The sequence below is a fragment of the Aeromonas sp. s4 genome (assembly GCF_040907855.1).
Classification (GTDB): Bacteria; Pseudomonadota; Gammaproteobacteria; order Enterobacterales; family Aeromonadaceae; genus Aeromonas; species Aeromonas caviae.
The window spans coordinates 48,000-65,250 of sequence record NZ_JBFOCP010000057.1; the positions used below are offsets into that span (position 1 = coordinate 48,000).

The 17,251-nt window shown below is 59.6% G+C and carries 15 protein-coding genes; 10 read left to right on the plus strand and 5 right to left on the minus strand.

The genetic code is table 11. From position 1 onward, the window contains the following. Positions 1-53 precede the first annotated feature (53 nt). The 3 genes from nrdA to ubiG all read right to left on the minus strand — a co-directional run bounded on the left by nrdA (position 54) and on the right by ubiG (position 4,312). Positions 54-2,321: a class 1a ribonucleoside-diphosphate reductase subunit alpha gene (gene nrdA / locus AB5Y89_RS19190; protein WP_039040757.1), complete on the minus strand. Its 2,268-nt coding sequence runs from the start codon at positions 2,319-2,321 to the stop codon at positions 54-56. A gap of 588 nt (positions 2,322-2,909) precedes the next feature. Continuing rightward, positions 2,910-3,596 carry an HAD family hydrolase gene (locus AB5Y89_RS19195; RefSeq protein ID WP_029314563.1) on the minus strand — a complete coding sequence of 229 codons (687 nt, stop codon included), beginning with the start codon at positions 3,594-3,596 and terminating at the stop codon, positions 2,910-2,912. After that, positions 3,596-4,312, minus strand: a complete 717-nt coding sequence (ubiG, locus tag AB5Y89_RS19200) for a bifunctional 2-polyprenyl-6-hydroxyphenol methylase/3-demethylubiquinol 3-O-methyltransferase UbiG (RefSeq protein ID WP_041211453.1) — start codon at positions 4,310-4,312, stop codon at positions 3,596-3,598. The genes AB5Y89_RS19195 and ubiG overlap by 1 nt, the downstream gene beginning before the upstream one ends. Before the next feature lie 199 nt (positions 4,313-4,511). Between ubiG and gyrA the strand changes: the two genes are divergently transcribed. Then, complete coding sequence (gene gyrA / locus AB5Y89_RS19205) at positions 4,512-7,259, plus strand: DNA topoisomerase (ATP-hydrolyzing) subunit A (protein ID WP_368224292.1); 2,748 nt, start codon at positions 4,512-4,514, stop codon at positions 7,257-7,259. A 303-nt stretch (positions 7,260-7,562) separates the two neighbouring features. Continuing rightward, positions 7,563-7,736 carry a hypothetical protein gene (locus AB5Y89_RS19210; protein WP_368224293.1) on the plus strand — a complete coding sequence of 58 codons (174 nt, stop codon included), beginning with the start codon at positions 7,563-7,565 and terminating at the stop codon, positions 7,734-7,736. Positions 7,737-7,742: 6 nt separating this feature from the next. Here AB5Y89_RS19210 and AB5Y89_RS19215 read toward each other — a convergent pair whose 3' ends face one another. Further along, entirely contained in the window at positions 7,743-8,798 is a 1,056-nt protein-coding gene (locus AB5Y89_RS19215) for a PA0069 family radical SAM protein (protein WP_368224294.1), read from the minus strand. 174 nt (positions 8,799-8,972) lie between these two features. On the opposite strand from AB5Y89_RS19215, the gene AB5Y89_RS19220 reads away from it, so the two are divergent. Then, positions 8,973-9,563 carry a tetratricopeptide repeat protein gene (locus AB5Y89_RS19220; protein WP_368224295.1) on the plus strand — a complete coding sequence of 197 codons (591 nt, stop codon included), beginning with the start codon at positions 8,973-8,975 and terminating at the stop codon, positions 9,561-9,563. A gap of 3 nt (positions 9,564-9,566) precedes the next feature. On the opposite strand, the gene AB5Y89_RS19225 is transcribed toward AB5Y89_RS19220, so the two are convergent. Next, complete coding sequence (locus AB5Y89_RS19225; RefSeq protein ID WP_010674802.1) at positions 9,567-9,779, minus strand: hypothetical protein; 213 nt, start codon at positions 9,777-9,779, stop codon at positions 9,567-9,569. A gap of 325 nt (positions 9,780-10,104) precedes the next feature. Between AB5Y89_RS19225 and thrS the strand changes: the two genes are divergently transcribed. The 7 genes from thrS (at position 10,105) to ihfA (ending at position 17,230) form a co-directional block, all read left to right on the plus strand. Continuing rightward, entirely contained in the window at positions 10,105-12,033 is a 1,929-nt protein-coding gene (gene thrS / locus AB5Y89_RS19230) for a threonine--tRNA ligase (RefSeq protein WP_010674801.1), read from the plus strand. 21 nt (positions 12,034-12,054) lie between these two features. After that, positions 12,055-12,585: a translation initiation factor IF-3 gene (gene infC / locus AB5Y89_RS19235; protein ID WP_185219337.1), complete on the plus strand. Its 531-nt coding sequence runs from the start codon at positions 12,055-12,057 to the stop codon at positions 12,583-12,585. A gap of 86 nt (positions 12,586-12,671) precedes the next feature. Next, positions 12,672-12,869 carry a 50S ribosomal protein L35 gene (gene rpmI, locus AB5Y89_RS19240; protein ID WP_005300673.1) on the plus strand — a complete coding sequence of 66 codons (198 nt, stop codon included), beginning with the start codon at positions 12,672-12,674 and terminating at the stop codon, positions 12,867-12,869. A 15-nt stretch (positions 12,870-12,884) separates the two neighbouring features. After that, positions 12,885-13,241, plus strand: coding sequence for a 50S ribosomal protein L20 (gene rplT, locus AB5Y89_RS19245; RefSeq protein WP_010674800.1), 357 nt, complete (start codon positions 12,885-12,887; stop codon positions 13,239-13,241). 305 nt (positions 13,242-13,546) lie between these two features. Continuing rightward, positions 13,547-14,530, plus strand: coding sequence for a phenylalanine--tRNA ligase subunit alpha (gene pheS, locus AB5Y89_RS19250; RefSeq protein ID WP_043155490.1), 984 nt, complete (start codon positions 13,547-13,549; stop codon positions 14,528-14,530). A gap of 12 nt (positions 14,531-14,542) precedes the next feature. Then, positions 14,543-16,930 (plus strand): phenylalanine--tRNA ligase subunit beta, encoded by a 2,388-nt coding sequence (gene pheT / locus AB5Y89_RS19255; protein WP_368224296.1) that lies wholly within the window; start codon positions 14,543-14,545, stop codon positions 16,928-16,930. 3 nt (positions 16,931-16,933) lie between these two features. Then, the gene (gene ihfA / locus AB5Y89_RS19260; RefSeq protein WP_005300715.1) at positions 16,934-17,230 is read left to right on the plus strand and encodes an integration host factor subunit alpha; all 297 of its coding nucleotides are present in this window, start codon (positions 16,934-16,936) and stop codon (positions 17,228-17,230) included. Positions 17,231-17,251: the final 21 nt, after the last annotated feature.

The following is a 17,251-nucleotide window of genomic DNA, read 5'->3' on the forward strand; positions in this document are numbered from 1 at the left end:
ACAGGAGGGCGGGAGCTTGATGCTCCCGCCCGGTTTATCAGTGCGTTTCGCGGTTAGATCTTGCAAGCCCCGCCAGCGCAGCCGTCATCTTGCAGATCGGTCTGGGTGTCGTCGGCACCATCACGGGTGTTGTGATAGTAGAGGGTCTTGAGACCGTATTTGTAGGCGGTCAGCAAGTCTTTGAGCAACTGCTTCATCGGCACCTTGTTGCCTTCGAAGCGGGCCGGGTCGTAGTTGGTGTTGGCGGAGATCGCCTGATCCACGAACTTCTGCATGATGCCGACCAGCTGCAGGTAACCGTCGACGCTCGGCTGTTTCCACAGCAGTTCGTACTGATCCTTCAGGCGGTGGTACTCCGGCACCACCTGCTTGAGGATGCCGTCCTTGGAGGCTTTCACCGACACCAGGCCGCGGGGCGGCTCGATGCCGTTGGTGGCGTTGGAGATCTGGCTGGAGGTCTCGCTCGGCATCAGGGCGGTCAGGGTGGAGTTGCGCAGACCCACGGTCTTGATCTCTTCGCGCAAGGTTTCCCAGTCCAGGTGCAGGGGTTCATTGCACAGGGTGTCCAGATCCTTTTTATAGGTATCGATGGGCAGGATACCCTGGGCATAGGTGGTCTCGTTGAAGGCCGGGCAGGGGCCGAACTCGCGGGCCAGTTGCACGGAGGCCTTCAGCAGGTAGTACTGGATCGCCTCGAAGGTGCGGTGGGTCAGGGCCAGACCGGAACCGTCGGAGTAGCGGGCACCGTTTTTCGCCAGGTAGTAGGCGTAGTTGATGACGCCGATCCCCAGGGTGCGGCGGTTCATGCTGCCCTTCTTGGCGGCCTTGAGCGGGTAGTCCTGATAGTCGAGCAGGGCGTCCAGAGCGCGCACGGCCAGCTCGGCCATCTCTTCCAGATCTTCCAGCTTCTCGATGGCGCCCAGGTTAAAGGCGGAGAGAGTGCACAGGGCAATCTCGCCGTCCTCGTCATCCACGTTGTTGAGCGGCTTGGTAGGCAGCGCAATCTCGAGGCAGAGGTTGGACTGGCGCACCGGTGCCACGCTCGGGTCGAACGGGCTGTGGGTGTTGCAGTGATCCACGTTCTGGATGTAGATGCGACCGGTACCGGCACGCTCCTGCATCATCAGGGAGAAGAGATCCACCGCCTTCAGGGTCTTCTTGCGAATGGCCGGATCCTGCTCGTACTTGACGTAGAGTTCTTCAAACTTGTCCTGGTCCGCGAAGAAGGCGTCATAGAGGCCGGGTGCATCGGACGGGGAGAACAGAGTGATGTCACCGCCCTTGATGAGGCGCTGGTACATCAGCTTGTTGATCTGCACGCCGTAGTCCATGTGACGGACCCGGTTTTCTTCCACGCCGCGGTTGTTCTTCAGTACCAGCAGGCTCTCCACCTCGGTGTGCCACAGCGGGTAGAACAGGGTGGCCGCACCGCCGCGCACGCCGCCCTGGGAGCAGCACTTCACCGCCGTCTGGAAGTATTTGTAGAAGGGGATGCAGCCGGTGTGGAAGGCTTCGCCGCCACGGATGGGGCTGCCCAGACCACGGATGCGGCCGGCGTTGATGCCGATGCCGGCGCGCTGGGACACGTAGCGCACGATGGCGCTGGCGGTGGCATTGATGGAATCCAGGCTGTCGTCACACTCGATCAGCACGCAGGAGCTGAACTGGCGGGTCGGGGTGCGCACGCCGCTCATGATCGGGGTCGGCAGGGAGATCTTGAAGGTCGAGACCGCATCATAGAAGCGCTTGATGTAGTCCAGACGGGTATCTTTCGGATACTTGGAGAAGAGGCAGGCCGCTACCAGGATGTAGAGGAACTGCGGGCTCTCGTAGATCTCGCCGGTGACGCGGTTCTGTACCAGGTACTTGCCTTCGAGCTGCTTGACCGCCGCGTAGGAGAAGTCCATGTCGCGCCAGTGATCGAGGTAGCCGTTCAGCTCCTCAAATTCCGCCTGGGTGTAGTCTTCCAGCAGGTGCTTGTCGTACTTGCCCATGTCCACCAGTCTGGCGACGTGCTGATACAGGTGGGGCGGCTCGAACTGGCCGTAGGCCTTCTTGCGCAGGTGGAAGATGGCCAGACGGGCAGCCATGTACTGGTAGTCCGGGCTTTGCTCGGAGATGAGGTCAGCAGCAGCCTTGATGATGGTCTCGTGGATGTCGGCGGTACGGATACCGTCATAGAACTGGATGTGGGACTTGAGCTCCACCTGGGAGACCGACACGTTGTCGAGCTTCTCGGCAGCCCAGTCGAGCACACGGTGAATTTTATCCAGATCGATGGGTTCTTTGTGTCCGTTACGCTTCGTCACAAACAAGTTCATTGGCTGATGACCCCTTTCATTGATACCTGCCGGTATCGGTTGATTCCCGAAAAGCCATCGCACAATGGCGCAACCCGGCTCCGTCTGTCGAGGGAAACTGGGCAGGGATTGTGCGATGAATCACAAGATGTAGTGTTATTTTTAATGCGAACTACAAGATAGTGAGGTCGATGCGGTAATGCAATCTGTGGATAACGCATTAGCTGTGGATAAATTGTGGGTGTCGGGACGGGAGTTAGTGGACGCTCACAGCGAACGGGTTTTCATGCGTCCGATCCGTCAAATGCAAGTCCGGCGATCGAAGATGGAAAATTAAAATAACTTTTTTTGCTTGCGAAAGCAGGGTGTTTTTACTAGCAAATCCGGCCTGCTCATCCCTTGTGCAGTCAGGGTCAAAAGGTGTCCTGTTACGCCGTTCGGGGGGTTGCCAAGCCTGTAAAAAGAGGGATCGTCCGGGATCCCTCTGGTGTGCTGCGGGGGGAGCTGCGCGCCGGGGCCGATGCCCACATGGCCATCGGGACAACATCAAAGTTGCCCCGCAGATCCACCTCTATCCGGATGCCTTGTCGCTCATGGGCAATGAACGTGTCAGCTCAGCTCGTAGCGCAGCCAGTGGTGCAGGGCCTGCACGGTATCAAAGTGAAGATCGGCGCCCCAGAGGGCCGGATCCTCGTCATCATTGAGATAACCCCAGCCAGCCACCGCGGTACGCATGCCGGCATTGCGGCCAGCCTCGATGTCGCGCACGTGATCCCCCACATAGAGACACTGGCTGGCCGCGATGCCGAGGCGCTCGCAGGCAAAGAACATGGGGGCGGGGTCGGGCTTGCGCACCGGCAGGGTGTCGGCGCTCACGGTCACGCCGCAACTGGCGAGTTCAGGCAGGGCTGCCAGGAGCGGTTCGGTGAGAAAACCCGGCTTGTTGGTGACAATGCCCCAGGGCAGCTTTTTCTCGTCGAGCCACTCGATGAGATCCACCATGCCTTCATAGGGGCGGGTGCCGACGCAGAGGTTGGCGGCGTAGTAGTCGAGCAGGGCGGTGCGAAGGCGGGTGGCCCCCAGCTCCTCGAGCAGCTCGTCCCCAAGACCGGCCCTGAGCAGCCCGAGGGCCCCGTGGGAGGTGGTCTGACGGATGATGTCGTCAGAGAGCGGGGCAAAGCCTTCGCTTATCAGCACGTGATTGACGGCGGCGCCAAGGTCTGGGGCGGTGTCGAGCAGGGTGCCGTCCAGATCAAACAGCACGCAGCCAAGGGGCATCGGGTGAGGTGTGCTCATCAGCCTTGCTCCGGGCGCTCGAACGCCACCATGTAGTTGACGTCGACATTCTTGCCGAGCTTGAAGCTGTTGGAGAGCGGGGCGTAGTGAACGCCGCTCATGTCCCGCACCAGCAGGCCCGCCGCTTCCCCCATGCGACAGAGTTCGGCGGGGGTGATGAACTTCTTGTGATCGTGAGTGCCCTTGGGGACCATCTTCATCAGGTACTCGGCCCCGAGGATCATCATCAGATAGGCTTTGGGGTTGCGGTTGATGGTGGAGACGAACACCTTGCCCCCCGGCCGTACCAGGGTGGCGATGGCGCGCAGCACCGAGGCCGGGTCCGGCACGTGCTCCAGCATCTCCATGCAGGTGACCACGTCATACTGGCCAGGCGCTTCATCGGCGTGGGCTTCGGCGGTGATCTGGCGGTACTCGAGCTCCACACCTTGTTCCAGCGCGTGCAGGCGGGCGACGCCGAGGGGTTCCTTGCCCATGTCGATGCCGGTGACGCGGGCACCCCGGCGGGCCATGCTCTCGGAGAGGATGCCGCCACCGCAGCCGATGTCGAGCACGCGCTTGCCAAACAGGCCGCCGCTCTTGTCGGTGATCCAGTCAAGGCGCACCGGGTTGATTTGATGCAGCGGCTTGAATTCGCCCTCCATGTCCCACCAGCGGGAGGCGATGGCTTCAAATTTGGCGATTTCTGTCAGATCGACATTGGCATCACTATTCATGTTTTGATGATCCTGTGGCAAGGCGCGCAGCGTGCTGGGCGCGCGCAATCTATTGTCCTGGCGCGCATTATAACGGACCGACCTCGTCGCACCAGCCCGATGTGCTCATCGGATTTGTGGCTTAATGTATTTGGCTCAGTGTGTTACCATGTCGCGCTGTTTAAGCCAAAGAACAACTAATTAGGGATTAAGGCTTTCTATGAGCGATCTGGCCAGAGAGATCACGCCGGTCAACATCGAAGAAGAGCTCAAGAGTTCCTATCTGGATTACGCCATGAGCGTGATCGTAGGACGAGCTCTGCCGGATGTGCGTGATGGCTTGAAACCGGTTCACCGCCGCGTTCTGTATGCAATGAACGAGCTGGGGAACGACTGGAACAAGCCCTATAAAAAATCGGCCCGTGTGGTCGGTGACGTAATCGGTAAATATCACCCGCATGGCGACAGCGCCGTGTATGACACCATCGTCCGGATGGCGCAGGATTTCTCCATGCGCTACATGCTGGTCGACGGTCAGGGCAACTTCGGTTCGGTGGACGGCGACAACGCCGCGGCCATGCGTTACACCGAAGTGCGGATGGCGCGCATCTCCCACGAGCTGCTGGCCGATCTGGACAAAGAGACCGTGGACTGGGTGCCGAACTACGACGGTACCGAGATGATCCCGGCTGTCATGCCCACCAAGGTCCCCACCTTGCTGGTCAACGGCTCCTCCGGTATCGCGGTGGGCATGGCGACCAACATCCCGCCTCACAACCTCACCGAGATTGTCAACGGCTGCCTGGCGCTGATCGAAAACGGCGACCTCACCATTGACGAGCTGATGGCCCATGTCACCGGCCCGGATTTCCCCACCGGCGGTATTATCAACGGTCGTTCCGGCATCGTGCAGGCGTACCGTACCGGTCGCGGCTCCGTCTATGTGCGGGCCAAGGCTGAAGTGGAGGTGGACGAGAAGACCAGTCGCGAGACCATCATCGTTCACGAGATCCCCTATCAGGTGAACAAGGCTCGCCTGATCGAGAAGATCGCCGAGCTGGTCAAAGAGAAGAAGATCGAGGGCATCAGCGCCCTGCGCGATGAGTCCGACAAGGACGGCATGCGCATCGTCATCGAGATCAAGCGCGGCGAGTCCGGCGAGATTGTGCTGAACAATCTCTACAAGCACACCCAGATGCAGACCACGTTCGGCATCAACATGGTGGCGCTGGACAACAACCAGCCCAAGGTGATGAACCTCAAAGAGATCCTGGATGCGTTCCTGCTGCACCGCCGTGAAGTGGTGACCCGCCGGACCGTGTTCGAGCTGCGCAAGGCGCGGGATCGGGCGCACATTCTGGAAGGGTTGGCGGTGGCATTGGCCAACATCGACCCCATCATCGAGCTCATTCGCCATAGTGCGACCCCGGCGGATGCGAAAGCCGCCCTGGTAGCCAAGGGCTGGGAACTCGGCAACGTGGCCGCCATGCTGGAGAAAGCCGGCGACGACGCGGCGCGGCCCGAGTGGCTGGAGCCCGAGTTCGGCATCCGTGAAGGGCAGTACTTCCTGACCGAGATCCAGGCCCAGGCCATCCTTGACTTGCGTCTGCACAAGCTGACCGGCCTCGAGCACGAGAAGATCCTGGAAGAGTACCAATCTCTGCTGGATCTCATCGCCGAGCTGCTACACATCCTGGCAAGCCCGGAACGCCTGATGGAAGTGATCCGTGACGAGCTGCTGGCCGTGCGCGAGCAGTACGGCGACGAGCGTCGCACCGAGATCAGCATGTCCAGCGCCGAGATCAACATCGAAGATCTGATCACCCCGGAAGACGTGGTTGTTACCTTGTCTCACCAGGGCTATGTGAAGTATCAGCCGCTCTCCGACTACGAGGCCCAGCGCCGCGGTGGTCGTGGCAAGTCGGCCACCCGGATCAAGGAAGAGGACTTTGTGGAGCGTCTGCTGGTGGCCAACACCCACGACACCATTCTGTGCTTCTCCACCCGTGGCAAGGTCTACTGGCTCAAGGTGTATCAGCTGCCGGAAGCGTCCCGTGGCGCCCGCGGTCGTCCGATCATCAACCTGCTGCCGCTGGATGAGGGTGAGCGCATCACCGCCATCCTGCCGGTGAAGGAATATGACGCCGACAAGTATGTCTTCTTCGCCACCGCCAACGGCACCGTGAAGAAGACCAGCCTGTCTGACTTCAGCCGTCCGCTCTCCTCCGGTATCCGTGCCATCAACCTCAAAGAGGGTGATGAGCTGATCGGGGTGGACATCACCGACGGCAGCAACGAGATCATGCTCTTCTCCGATGCGGGCAAGGTGGTTCGCTTCGCGGAAGGCAGCGGTCGCGCCGATGCCGATGCCACTGACGAGGTCGACACCGATGACGACGCCGGCAACGACGATGACGGCAGCGACAACGGCGAAGGCACCGAAAGCAAGGGCACCTTCAAGGGCGTACGTCCCATGGGTCGTACCGCTGCTGGCGTGCGCGGCATCAAGCTGGGCGCCGGTGACAAGGTGGTCTCCCTCATCGTGCCCCGTGGTGATGGTGCCATCCTCACCGCCACCGAGAACGGTTACGGCAAGCGCACCGCGCTGGACGAGTACCCGACCAAGAGCCGTGGTACCCAGGGCGTCATCTCCATCAAGGTGGATGAGCGCAACGGCAAGGTGATCGATGCGATCCAGGTCGAAGATACCGACCAGATCATGCTGATCACCAACGGCGGTACCCTGGTTCGTACCCGGGTGTCCGAGGTGAGCGTCATCGGCCGTAACACCGGCGGTGTGCGTCTGATCCGTACCGGTGAAGACGAGACCGTGGTCGGCCTGCAGCGCGTTGCCGAGAGCGACGAAGAGGAAACCGAGGCCCTGGCTGTTGAAGGGGAGGTGTCTGAAGGCACCGATACCGCAGCGGACGCTGGCACCGTCGATACCGGGGAGGCGGGCGACGAGTAATCGTCCCCTTTGTCCGGTGCAAAAGAGCGACCTTGATGGTCGCTCTTTTTTTGTCCGCCTCACCGCAGGCTCTCCCCGTCCTTGTGCTTGCCCTGGCGCCCTCTTTTCTGCTGCCAGGCTCCGTCTGCCGTGCATGCAGCCCTGCCTGCCACGGCGTCATCTTCCTGATATGCAGGGTTGGCCCCATCGCATCAACACGATTCCTTCACTCGGCTGTCATGGCCCTGTCATGACGGTCAGCCATGCTGCCTGCGTTGAATGAGGCCACCACAGAGGCAGGCATCGCTTGCCAGGAGCACTGTTATGACGAGCTGGGTAATGTGGGAGATCTGGTGGAGCCGGATGTGGGGAGGGCAGGAGAAGGCGCGCCTTAGGGTGGATGAGGAGGAGGTGGCGCACGAGCCATCCTGCCTGCCTGTGGAGCTGATTGCACAGCACCACCCAGCGGGGAGCTGCCCGCCGAGACCACGGGGCTGACGGCGCTCAGAACAGACGCAGCTGCTCGCCGGGGCGGATGAAGTCGGCTGTATTGAGTGCAATATGGCGCTTGCCCAGTTGCAGCCGCCTGCTGATCAGGCGAAAGCGCTGGGCGAGCAGGTCGGCAAAATGTCCTTCACCTCGCATGCGGCTACCAAAGGTGGCGCTGTTGAGTGCGCCACCCCGGCTTGCCCGCAGCTGGTTGAGGATCGCCTCTTTCTGGCCGGGATAGTGCGTATAGAGCCAGTCGCAAAAGAGGGTGGTGAGCTCGTGGGGCAATCGCAGCAAGATGTAATCCGCACAGCCCGCCCCGGCGTCGACGGCGGCCTTGATGATCTGTTCCAGTTCAGGCTCGTTGAGCCTGGGGATCATGGGGGCGGCGAGCACGCCGACCGGCACACCGGCCTTGGCCAGTCGTTCGATCACCTTGATCCGCCCAACCCCCGTGCTGGCCCTGGGCTCCAGCTGCCGCCTCAGCGTCTCATTGAGGGTGGTGACCGACACCATCACCTGGCATAGCCCTTCCCGGGCCAGCTCTGTCAGCAGATCGAGGTCGCGCAGGATCATGGCGCTCTTGGTGATGAGTCCTACCGGATGGCGATGAGCCAGCATCACCGTCAGGAGTTCGCGAGTCAGGCGATAGTGGTGCTCGATGGGTTGATAGGGATCGGTATTGGCCCCCAGCACGATGGTTTGTGGCTGATAGGCTGGCTTGGCAAACTCCCGTCGCAGCAACTCGGCAGCATTGATTTTGGCAAACAACTTGCTCTCGAAATCCAGCCCGGGGGAGAGCTCAAGGTAGGCGTGGCTGGGTCTGGCATAGCAGTAGATGCAGCCATGCTCGCACCCCTGATAGGGATTGATGGAGCGACTGAAGGGAAGATCCGGCGAATCGTTGTAGCTGATGATGCTGCGGGCGCTGATCTCCGTCACCTCGGTGCGGGGAGCGCTGGCGGCAAATGCCGCGTCCCAGTCGCTCTGACTCCAGCCGTCGTCAACGGTTTCGATTTGCGGGCCGCTGAAGCGGTGCTCGACATTGTGGTTCGCGCCTCGTCCTGCCATCACATTACCAATGAACTGTTTATATATACAGTTATTTTGCTGTGTCGCCCGTCAAACTGCAAGTTCGCAAAGAGCGACCCCATGAAAGAGGGTGAACCCGGGTGATCTCCTGCTTGATCTGTTGCTACATTTCGTTTACATAGACGAAATGCGAACCAGATCACGGAAAATGTCATGCAACCTACTACTGCCCTCTGGCTCTTCATCGCCCTCATTGCGCTGGTCATCTGGCGTCTGATCCCGCTCTCCACCGATCAGGAGCTGGCGGCGGCCAACCGCGCCTGGCGGACAGGGCACTTTGATGAGGCGACCCGGATCTGGTCGCCGCTGGCGGAGCAGGGCCAGCCACGGGCACAGGCGCTGATGGGTTGGAGCCATGAAGTGGGGCAGGGGAGCGAGCAGGATATGGATCGCGCCATCCGACTCTATCGTCAGGCTGCGCAGGCGGGGGACGCTTTCGGCCAGTATCGGCTGGGAGAGGTCTATCTGCGCGGGGCCGGGGTGAAGCGGGATCTGCACGAGGCGTTTCGCTGGATGCAGCTGGCAGCCAGGAACGGTGATGTGCCCGCCATGCTGAAGGTGGGCATCCTGCACCTGATGGGGGTCAACGGGCGGGTTGAACTGGCCGAGGCGAAGCAGTGGCTCTATCAGGCCTCGCAAAAGGGCAACAAGATGGCACTACAGGTATTGCAGGAGATGGCGCTGGCCGAGGAGGGACGCAGCGCCTTCGATTTCAATGGCCACTCTTTTCTGAACGCCGGTTAGGGATCAACGGCTGGCGGTGACTTTGCCGGGCGTCACGTCGGTGACATAGAGTGTACTGCGCTCGGCACTGTGGACGATGCTGCATACCTCCCGCTTGCTGCCATCGCCCAGGATCACCAGCTCACCGATATGAACGGGACAGTGAGTCGTAAGAAGGTGATCCGGATGAACCAGCTTTTCTGCATGCTCAGGAAATGAAATGTCGTAGGTGTACATCATGCTCTCCTTGCTTTGGCTGACGCCTCAATCTGGTACAGGGTATGGCAGCAGAAGGGCGCCCTCGCAAGTAGGACAGGTTGACACCCGCGCTTAGGCGGTATGCAAAATCGCCAAGACAGCTTGTCTGGGTTGTCGCGTCTGATACAATCCCCCGCTGTACCTCTCAATGGATGGCCTTGCACACGCCATATGGTGTGCCACTGCCGTGTACCAACCGTATTGTGAACGGTGAAACTCGGGAGTGAACAGCTGGACATGAAAGGGTTTCTCCAACCTGCATGTGGCCTTTGGTAGGGGTCACCACTGTATAAGGAAACACCTAATGCCAATCATTACTCTGCCTGACGGCAGCCAACGTCAATTTGCCCACGCCGTTTCCGTCATGGATGTGGCCGCGGACATCGGTCCCGGTCTCGCCAAGGCGTGCATTGCCGGTCGGGTAAACGGTGAACTGGTGGATGCCTGCGAGCTGATCGAAGCCGATGCCTCCCTGGCCATCATCACCGCCAAAGACGAAGAAGGTCTGGACATTCTGCGCCACTCCTGTGCTCACCTGCTGGGTCATGCCATCAAGCAACTCTGGCCCCAGACCAAGATGGCCATCGGTCCCGTCATCGACAACGGTTTCTACTACGACATCGATCTCGACCGCACCCTGACCGACGAAGATCTGGCTGCCCTGGAAGAGCGCATGCTGGCGCTGGCCGCCAAGGATTACGACGTCATCAAGAAGAAGGTCTCCTGGCAGGAAGCGCGCGACGTGTTCGAAGCCCGTGGCGAGACCTACAAGGTCGAGATCCTGGATCAGAACATTGCCCGTGATGACCAGCCCGGTCTGTATCATCACGAAGAGTACATCGACATGTGTCGCGGCCCGCACGTGCCCAACATGCGTCATTGCCACCACTTCAAGTTGCAGAAGATGTCCGGCGCCTACTGGCGCGGCGACTCCAACAACAAGATGCTGCAGCGCATCTACGGCACCGCCTGGGCCGACAAGAAGCAGCTCAAGGCCTATTTGCAGCGTCTGGAAGAGGCCGCCAAGCGCGACCACCGCAAGATCGGCAAGCAGCTCGACCTGTACCACATGCAGGAAGAAGCGCCGGGCATGGTGTTCTGGCACAACGACGGCTGGACCATTTTCCGCGAGTTGGAAACCTTCATCCGTGGCAAGCTCAAAGAGTACGACTATCAGGAAGTGAAAGGCCCTTTCATGATGGATCGCGTGCTGTGGGAGCGTTCAGGTCACTGGGAGAAATACGCCCAGGCCATGTTCACCACCCAGTCCGAAAACCGCGAGTACGCCATCAAGCCGATGAACTGCCCGGGTCACGTGCAGATTTTCAACCAGGGTCTGAAATCCTACCGCGATCTGCCGTTGCGCATGGCCGAGTTCGGCTCCTGCCACCGCAACGAGCCGTCAGGCTCCCTGCACGGCCTGATGCGGGTACGGGGTTTCACCCAGGATGACGCCCACATCTTCTGTACCGAAGAGCAGATCATGGAAGAGGTGTCTGCGTGCATCCGCATGGTCTATGACGTCTACGGTACCTTCGGTTTCGAAAACATCGTGGTCAAGCTCTCGACCCGTCCGGAGCAGCGTATCGGCTCTGATGAAGCCTGGGATCGTGCCGAGGCCGCGCTGGCCGAGGCGTTGGAACTCAACGGCCTGAAGTACGACCTGCAACCGGGCGAGGGGGCTTTCTACGGTCCCAAGATCGAGTTCACCCTGCACGATTGCCTTGATCGTGCCTGGCAGTGTGGTACCGTGCAGCTCGACTTTGCCCTGCCGGGCCGTCTTGGCGCCACCTATGTGGGCGAAGACAACGAGCGCCACATCCCCGTGATGATCCACCGCGCCATTCTGGGCTCGCTGGAGCGCTTCATCGGGATCCTGACGGAAGAGTACGCCGGTCTGTTCCCGACCTGGCTGGCTCCGACCCAGGCCGTGGTCATGAATATCACGGATAACCAGGCCGATTATGCTGTGAAAGTTGCCAAGGCATTGAATGATGCGGGCCTTCGCGCAAAAGCGGACTTGAGAAATGAGAAGATTGGCTTTAAAATCCGCGAGCATACTTTGAAGCGAGTACCCTTCATGCTGGTCTGCGGCGACAAAGAAGTAGAAGCCGGCAAGATTGCAGTGCGTACTCGTAAAGGGGCTGACCTGGGCTCTTATCCTGTTGAAGAGCTGATTGCTCTGTTGACCCAGGAAGTTCAGACCCGCGGACAAAAGAAAGTGGAGGAATAAGCTATAAAAGGCGGAAAAAAACTGGGCAAGCAACCGCAAGCCCGCGCTCACCGGATCAATGAAGAGATCCGTCTGAAAGAAGTTCGTCTGACTGGTCTGGATGGTGAAGCCATTGGCATCACCTCCATCCAGGATGCCCTGAACTTGGCCCTTGAGGCCGGAGTGGATCTGGTCGAGATCAGTCCGAACGCTGAGCCGCCCGTTTGCCGGATCATGGATTACGGCAAATTCCTCTACGAAAAGAGCAAGACCACCAAAGAACAGAAGAAAAAGCAGAAAGTCGTCCAGGTCAAGGAAATCAAATTCCGTCCTGGCACCGACGAAGGCGACTATCAGGTAAAACTACGCAACCTGGTTCGCTTTCTGGAAGACGGGGACAAGGCAAAGGTCACCCTGCGCTTCCGTGGTCGTGAAATGGCCCACCAGGATCTTGGTATCAAGGTTCTCGAGCGCGTCAAGAACGATCTGGAAGAGCTGGCCGTAGTCGAATCGTTCCCGAAAGTCGAAGGCCGTCAAGCTGTGATGGTCCTCGCACCCAAGAAGAAATCTTAAGGCCCACAAGAAATTGACTCATGGGGCTGGCCCCATGAGTTGGTTCGCCTTGCGATTTTGTTGTCACTCACAATGCGGAGTATGAAATGCCGAAGATGAAAACCAACCGGGGCGCGGCAAAGCGCTTCAAGAAGACTGGCTCAGGTCGCTTCAAGTGCAAGCACAACCACCTGCGTCACATCCTGACCAAGAAGAGCAGCAAGCGTAAGCGTCAGCTGGGACCGAAGTTCTTTGTTTCCGCTGCCGACCACAAACGTGTTGTCGCTTGTCTGCCGTACGCATAAGGGGGGATGTGAAAAATGCCAAGAGTTAAACGTGGTGTGACCGCTCGCGCTCGTCACAAGAAAGTAATGAAAGCCGCCAAGGGTTACTACGGCGCCCGTTCCCGTGTCTACCGCGTAGCGGTACAAGCGGTAACCAAAGCTGGTCAGTATGCCTACCGTGACCGTCGCCAGAAGAAGCGTCAGTTCCGTCAACTGTGGATTGCGCGTATCAACGCTGCAGCCCGTCAGAACGGCCTGTCCTACAGCCGTCTGATCGACGGTCTGAAGAAGGCTTCTATCGAGATCGATCGCAAGATCCTGTCCGATATCGCCGTTCACGACAAGCTGGCTTTCACCGCCCTGGTTGAAAAAGCTAAAGCAGCTCTGGTCTAATCCAGCTCTGTTATAAAAATAAAGGAGGCTCAGGCCTCCTTTTTTGTTGCTCATTTTTGAGCGTTGGCAGGTAGCATGCCACGTTCATAAATGCTTTATCCTTCCATATGCCAACAAACTAGAACAAACGATGCTTGTTTCAATCCTGTTGCATCTGGCTTGTGGCTTTTCCATATAACAAAATGATTTGCAGGGAGAAAAGCCCGTCATAACTATGGTCAGCCAAGGGGCTTTTTTTGTATTATTCCCCTCTTGACCTTATTTAGCCTAAAGGCTCCTGTTCCGGGAGTGGTGACGAGGAAGACATGCAACAGCTTGAAGAAGTAGTCGGCCAGGCCAAGGCCGAAATTGAGGGCGTAAGCGACATCGCCGCCCTCGACGAAATCCGGGTCAAATATCTGGGTAAAAAGGGCTTTTTTACCGAGCAGATGAAGGGACTGGGCGCCCTGTCCGCTGAAGAGCGTCCCGCAGCGGGCGCCGTGATCAACCAGGCCAAACAGCAGGTTCAGGATGCCCTGAACGCGCGTCGTGAAGCCCTCGAAATCGCCGTGCTGAACCAGAAGCTGGCCGCCGAGACCATCGACGTCAGCCTGCCGGGCCGCCGCATCGAGAATGGCGGTCTGCACCCGGTGACCCGTACCATCGAGCGCATCGAGCGCCTGTTTGGCGAGATGGGCTTCAAGGTTGCCCGTGGTCCCGAGATTGAAGATGGCTTCCACAACTTCGATGCGCTGAATATCCCGGCTCACCACCCGGCGCGTACCGATCACGACACCTTCTACTTCAATCCTGATCTGATGCTGCGTACCCACACCTCGGGCGTGCAGATCCGCACCATGGAACATCAGCAGCCGCCGATCCGCATCATCGCGCCGGGCCGTGTCTATCGTAACGACTACGACATGACCCACACCCCGATGTTCCACCAGGTCGAAGGCCTGCTGGTTGACGAACATGCCAGCTTTACCGAGCTGAAAGGCATCCTGCACGACTTCCTGCGCAACTACTTCGAGGAAGACTTGACGATTCGCTTCCGTCCTTCCTATTTCCCGTTCACCGAGCCGAGCGCCGAAGTGGATGTGATGGGCAAGAACGGCAAGTGGCTGGAAGTGCTGGGCTGCGGCATGGTGCACCCGAACGTGCTGCGTTCGGTCGGCATCGATCCGGAAAAATACTCCGGCTTTGCCTTCGGCATGGGCGTTGAGCGCCTGACCATGCTGCGTTACGGGGTCAATGACCTGCGTGCCTTCTTCGAAAACGACCTGCGCTTCCTCAAGCAGTTCAAGTAAGGGCGAGAGAACATGAAATTCAGTAAATCCTGGGTGATGGAGTGGGTCCGCACCGAGTTGAGTGACAATGTACTGGCCGAGCAGATCACTATGGCCGGTCTGGAAGTGGACGCCGTGGAAGCGGTGGCCGGCCAGTTCAACAATGTGGTGGTGGGTGAAGTGGTCGAGTGCGCCCAGCACCCGGACGCCGACAAGCTGCGGGTGACCAAGGTCAATGTGGGCGAGGCCGAGCTGCTGGACATCGTCTGCGGTGCGCCGAACTGCCGCGCCGGCCTCAAAGTGTGCGTGGCCAAGGTCGGGGCGACCCTGCCGGGTGATTTCACCATCAAGAAAGCCAAGCTGCGCGGCCAGCCGTCCCACGGCATGCTCTGCTCCTTCAGCGAGCTGGGCATCGACGTCGAAGCCGATGGCATCATCGAGCTGCCGCTTGATGCCCCCATCGGAACCGATATCCGTGAATACCTCGCGCTCAACGACGTCAGCATCGATGTGGATCTGACCCCGAACCGTGCCGACTGCCTCGGCATCGCGGGTCTTGCCCGTGAAATCGGCGTGCTCAACAGCGTGGATGTGGTCGAGCCAACCTGGGCGCCGGCTGTTGCCACTATCGATGCAACCTTCCCGATCCGGGTTGAAGCGCCGGCAGATTGCCCCCGTTATCTCGGCCGTGTCATCAAGGGGCTGAACCTGCACGCCCAGAGCCCGCTCTGGATGCAGGAGAAGCTGCGCCGTGGCGGTATTCGTTCCATCGACGCCATCGTTGACATCACCAACTACCTGCTGCTGGAATACGGCCAGCCGATGCACGCCTTCGACCTGGCGACGCTTGAAGGGGAACTGGTGGTGCGTCGCGCCCGTGCCGACGAGCCCATGACCCTGCTCGATGGCAACGAGGTGAAGCTCAAAGAGACCACGCTCGTGATTGCCGATGGCAAAGGCCCTACCTGCATGGCCGGCATCTTCGGCGGCGATCGCACCGGTGTCTCCGAGACCACCACCGACATCCTGCTGGAGTGCGCCTTCTTCGCGCCGCTCTCCATCACCGGCCGTGCCCGTGCCTACGGTCTGCATACCGATTCTTCCCACCGCTTCGAGCGCGGGGTGGATCCCGAGCTGCAGGCCAAGGTGATGGATCGTGCCACCCGTCTGCTGCTGGACATCTGCGGCGGTGAAGCGGGTCCGGTCATCGAAGTCAAATCCGATGCCCATTTGCCCAAGGCTGCCCCCATCAAGCTGCGCCGCACCAAGCTCGACAAGGTGATCGGCATCAGCGTGGCGGATGCGCAGGTGGTCGAAATTCTGACTCGTCTGGGCATGCAGGTAACCGTGGATACTGACGGCTGGACCGCGCTGGCTCCCTCCTGGCGTTTCGACATCGCCATCGAGGAAGACCTCATCGAGGAAGTGGCCCGCATCTACGGCTACAACAACATCCCGAACCTGAAACCCGCCGCCTCTCTGGCGATGGTGGAGCAGGCTGAAGGACAGGTGACCCTGAAGCGGGTGCGCGACCTGCTGGTTGACCGCGGTTTCCAGGAAGCGATCACCTACAGCTTCGTGGATCCCAAGGCTCAGCAGACCCTGTTCCCGCAGAGCGATGCCATCGTGCTGCCGAACCCGATCTCGGTCGAGATGTCCGCCATGCGCGTCTCTCTGTTCCCGGGTCTGGTGCAGGCGGTGGTCTACAACCAGAACCGTCAGCAGCCACGCGTGCGCCTGTTTGAGCAGGGCCTGCGTTTCATCAAGGACGAGAATGCCGAGAACGGCATCCGTCAGGAACCCATGCTGGCCGGCATCATCACCGGCAACCAGGGGGACGAGCACTGGGATGTCAAGGCCCGTCCCGTCGACTTCTTCGATCTGAAGGGTGACCTGGAAGCGGTACTGGATCTGACTGCAGAAGGGGCTACCTTCACCTTCGAGCGCACCGAGCACAGTGCCCTGCATCCGGGCCAGAGTGCAGCCATTCTGCGCAATGGCGTCGTGATCGGCCACATCGGCGTGATCCACCCGAGCCTCGAGAAGAAGCTGGGGCTCAAGAGCCGCGCTGTCATGTTCGAGCTGGAGCTGGACAAACTGACGCCGGCCAAGGTGCCGGTTGCTGCCGAAGTATCCAAGTTCCCGGCCAACCGTCGCGACATCGCCGTGGTGGTTGACAGACAGATCCTGGCAGGCGACGTTCTGGCAGTAATTAAAAAAGTTGGCGGAAATCAGTTAGTTGGAATAAACTTGTTCGACGTATACCAGGGCGCTGGTATGGCAGAGGACAAGAAGAGCCTGGCCATCAGCCTGGTGTTGCAAGACACCCAGCGCACCTTGGAGGAGAAAGAGATCGCCGAGACCGTGGACAATGTCGTGCGGGCCCTCGGTGAAGAGTTGAATGCATCCTTGAGGGATTGATCTATGGCGCTTACCAAAGCCGACATTGCAGAGCACCTGTTCACCCAGCTCGGGATGAGCAAGCGTGAAGCCAAAGATATGGTGGAAGCCTTCTTTGAGGAGATCAGACAGGCGCTCGAGCGTGGCGAACAGGTCAAGATTTCCGGCTTCGGTAACTTCGATCTTCGCGAGAAGAACCAGCGTCCCGGACGCAACCCCAAGACGGGGGAGGATATTCCCATCAGCGCCCGTCGCGTGGTGACCTTCCGGCCCGGCCAGAAGCTCAAGGCCAGGGTAGAAAATGTTGAACCCAACGAGTGACAAAAAGCCAGGCAATCGCCT

Coding starts and splice junctions, on each gene's coding strand:
- gyrA (WP_368224292.1), top strand. CDS start 4,512: ATGAGCGATCTGGCCAGAGAGATCACGCCGGTCAACATCGAAGAAGAG.
- rplT (WP_010674800.1), top strand. CDS start 12,885: ATGCCAAGAGTTAAACGTGGTGTGACCGCTCGCGCTCGTCACAAGAAA.
- AB5Y89_RS19210 (WP_368224293.1), top strand. CDS start 7,563: ATGACGAGCTGGGTAATGTGGGAGATCTGGTGGAGCCGGATGTGGGGA.
- AB5Y89_RS19195 (WP_029314563.1), bottom strand. CDS start 3,596: ATGAGCACACCTCACCCGATGCCCCTTGGCTGCGTGCTGTTTGATCTG.
- AB5Y89_RS19220 (WP_368224295.1), top strand. CDS start 8,973: ATGCAACCTACTACTGCCCTCTGGCTCTTCATCGCCCTCATTGCGCTG.
- AB5Y89_RS19215 (WP_368224294.1), bottom strand. CDS start 8,798: ATGGCAGGACGAGGCGCGAACCACAATGTCGAGCACCGCTTCAGCGGC.
- AB5Y89_RS19225 (WP_010674802.1), bottom strand. CDS start 9,779: ATGTACACCTACGACATTTCATTTCCTGAGCATGCAGAAAAGCTGGTT.
- rpmI (WP_005300673.1), top strand. CDS start 12,672: ATGCCGAAGATGAAAACCAACCGGGGCGCGGCAAAGCGCTTCAAGAAG.
- pheT (WP_368224296.1), top strand. CDS start 14,543: ATGAAATTCAGTAAATCCTGGGTGATGGAGTGGGTCCGCACCGAGTTG.
- nrdA (WP_039040757.1), bottom strand. CDS start 2,321: ATGAACTTGTTTGTGACGAAGCGTAACGGACACAAAGAACCCATCGAT.
- ihfA (WP_005300715.1), top strand. CDS start 16,934: ATGGCGCTTACCAAAGCCGACATTGCAGAGCACCTGTTCACCCAGCTC.
- thrS (WP_010674801.1), top strand. CDS start 10,105: ATGCCAATCATTACTCTGCCTGACGGCAGCCAACGTCAATTTGCCCAC.
- pheS (WP_043155490.1), top strand. CDS start 13,547: ATGCAACAGCTTGAAGAAGTAGTCGGCCAGGCCAAGGCCGAAATTGAG.
- ubiG (WP_041211453.1), bottom strand. CDS start 4,312: ATGAATAGTGATGCCAATGTCGATCTGACAGAAATCGCCAAATTTGAA.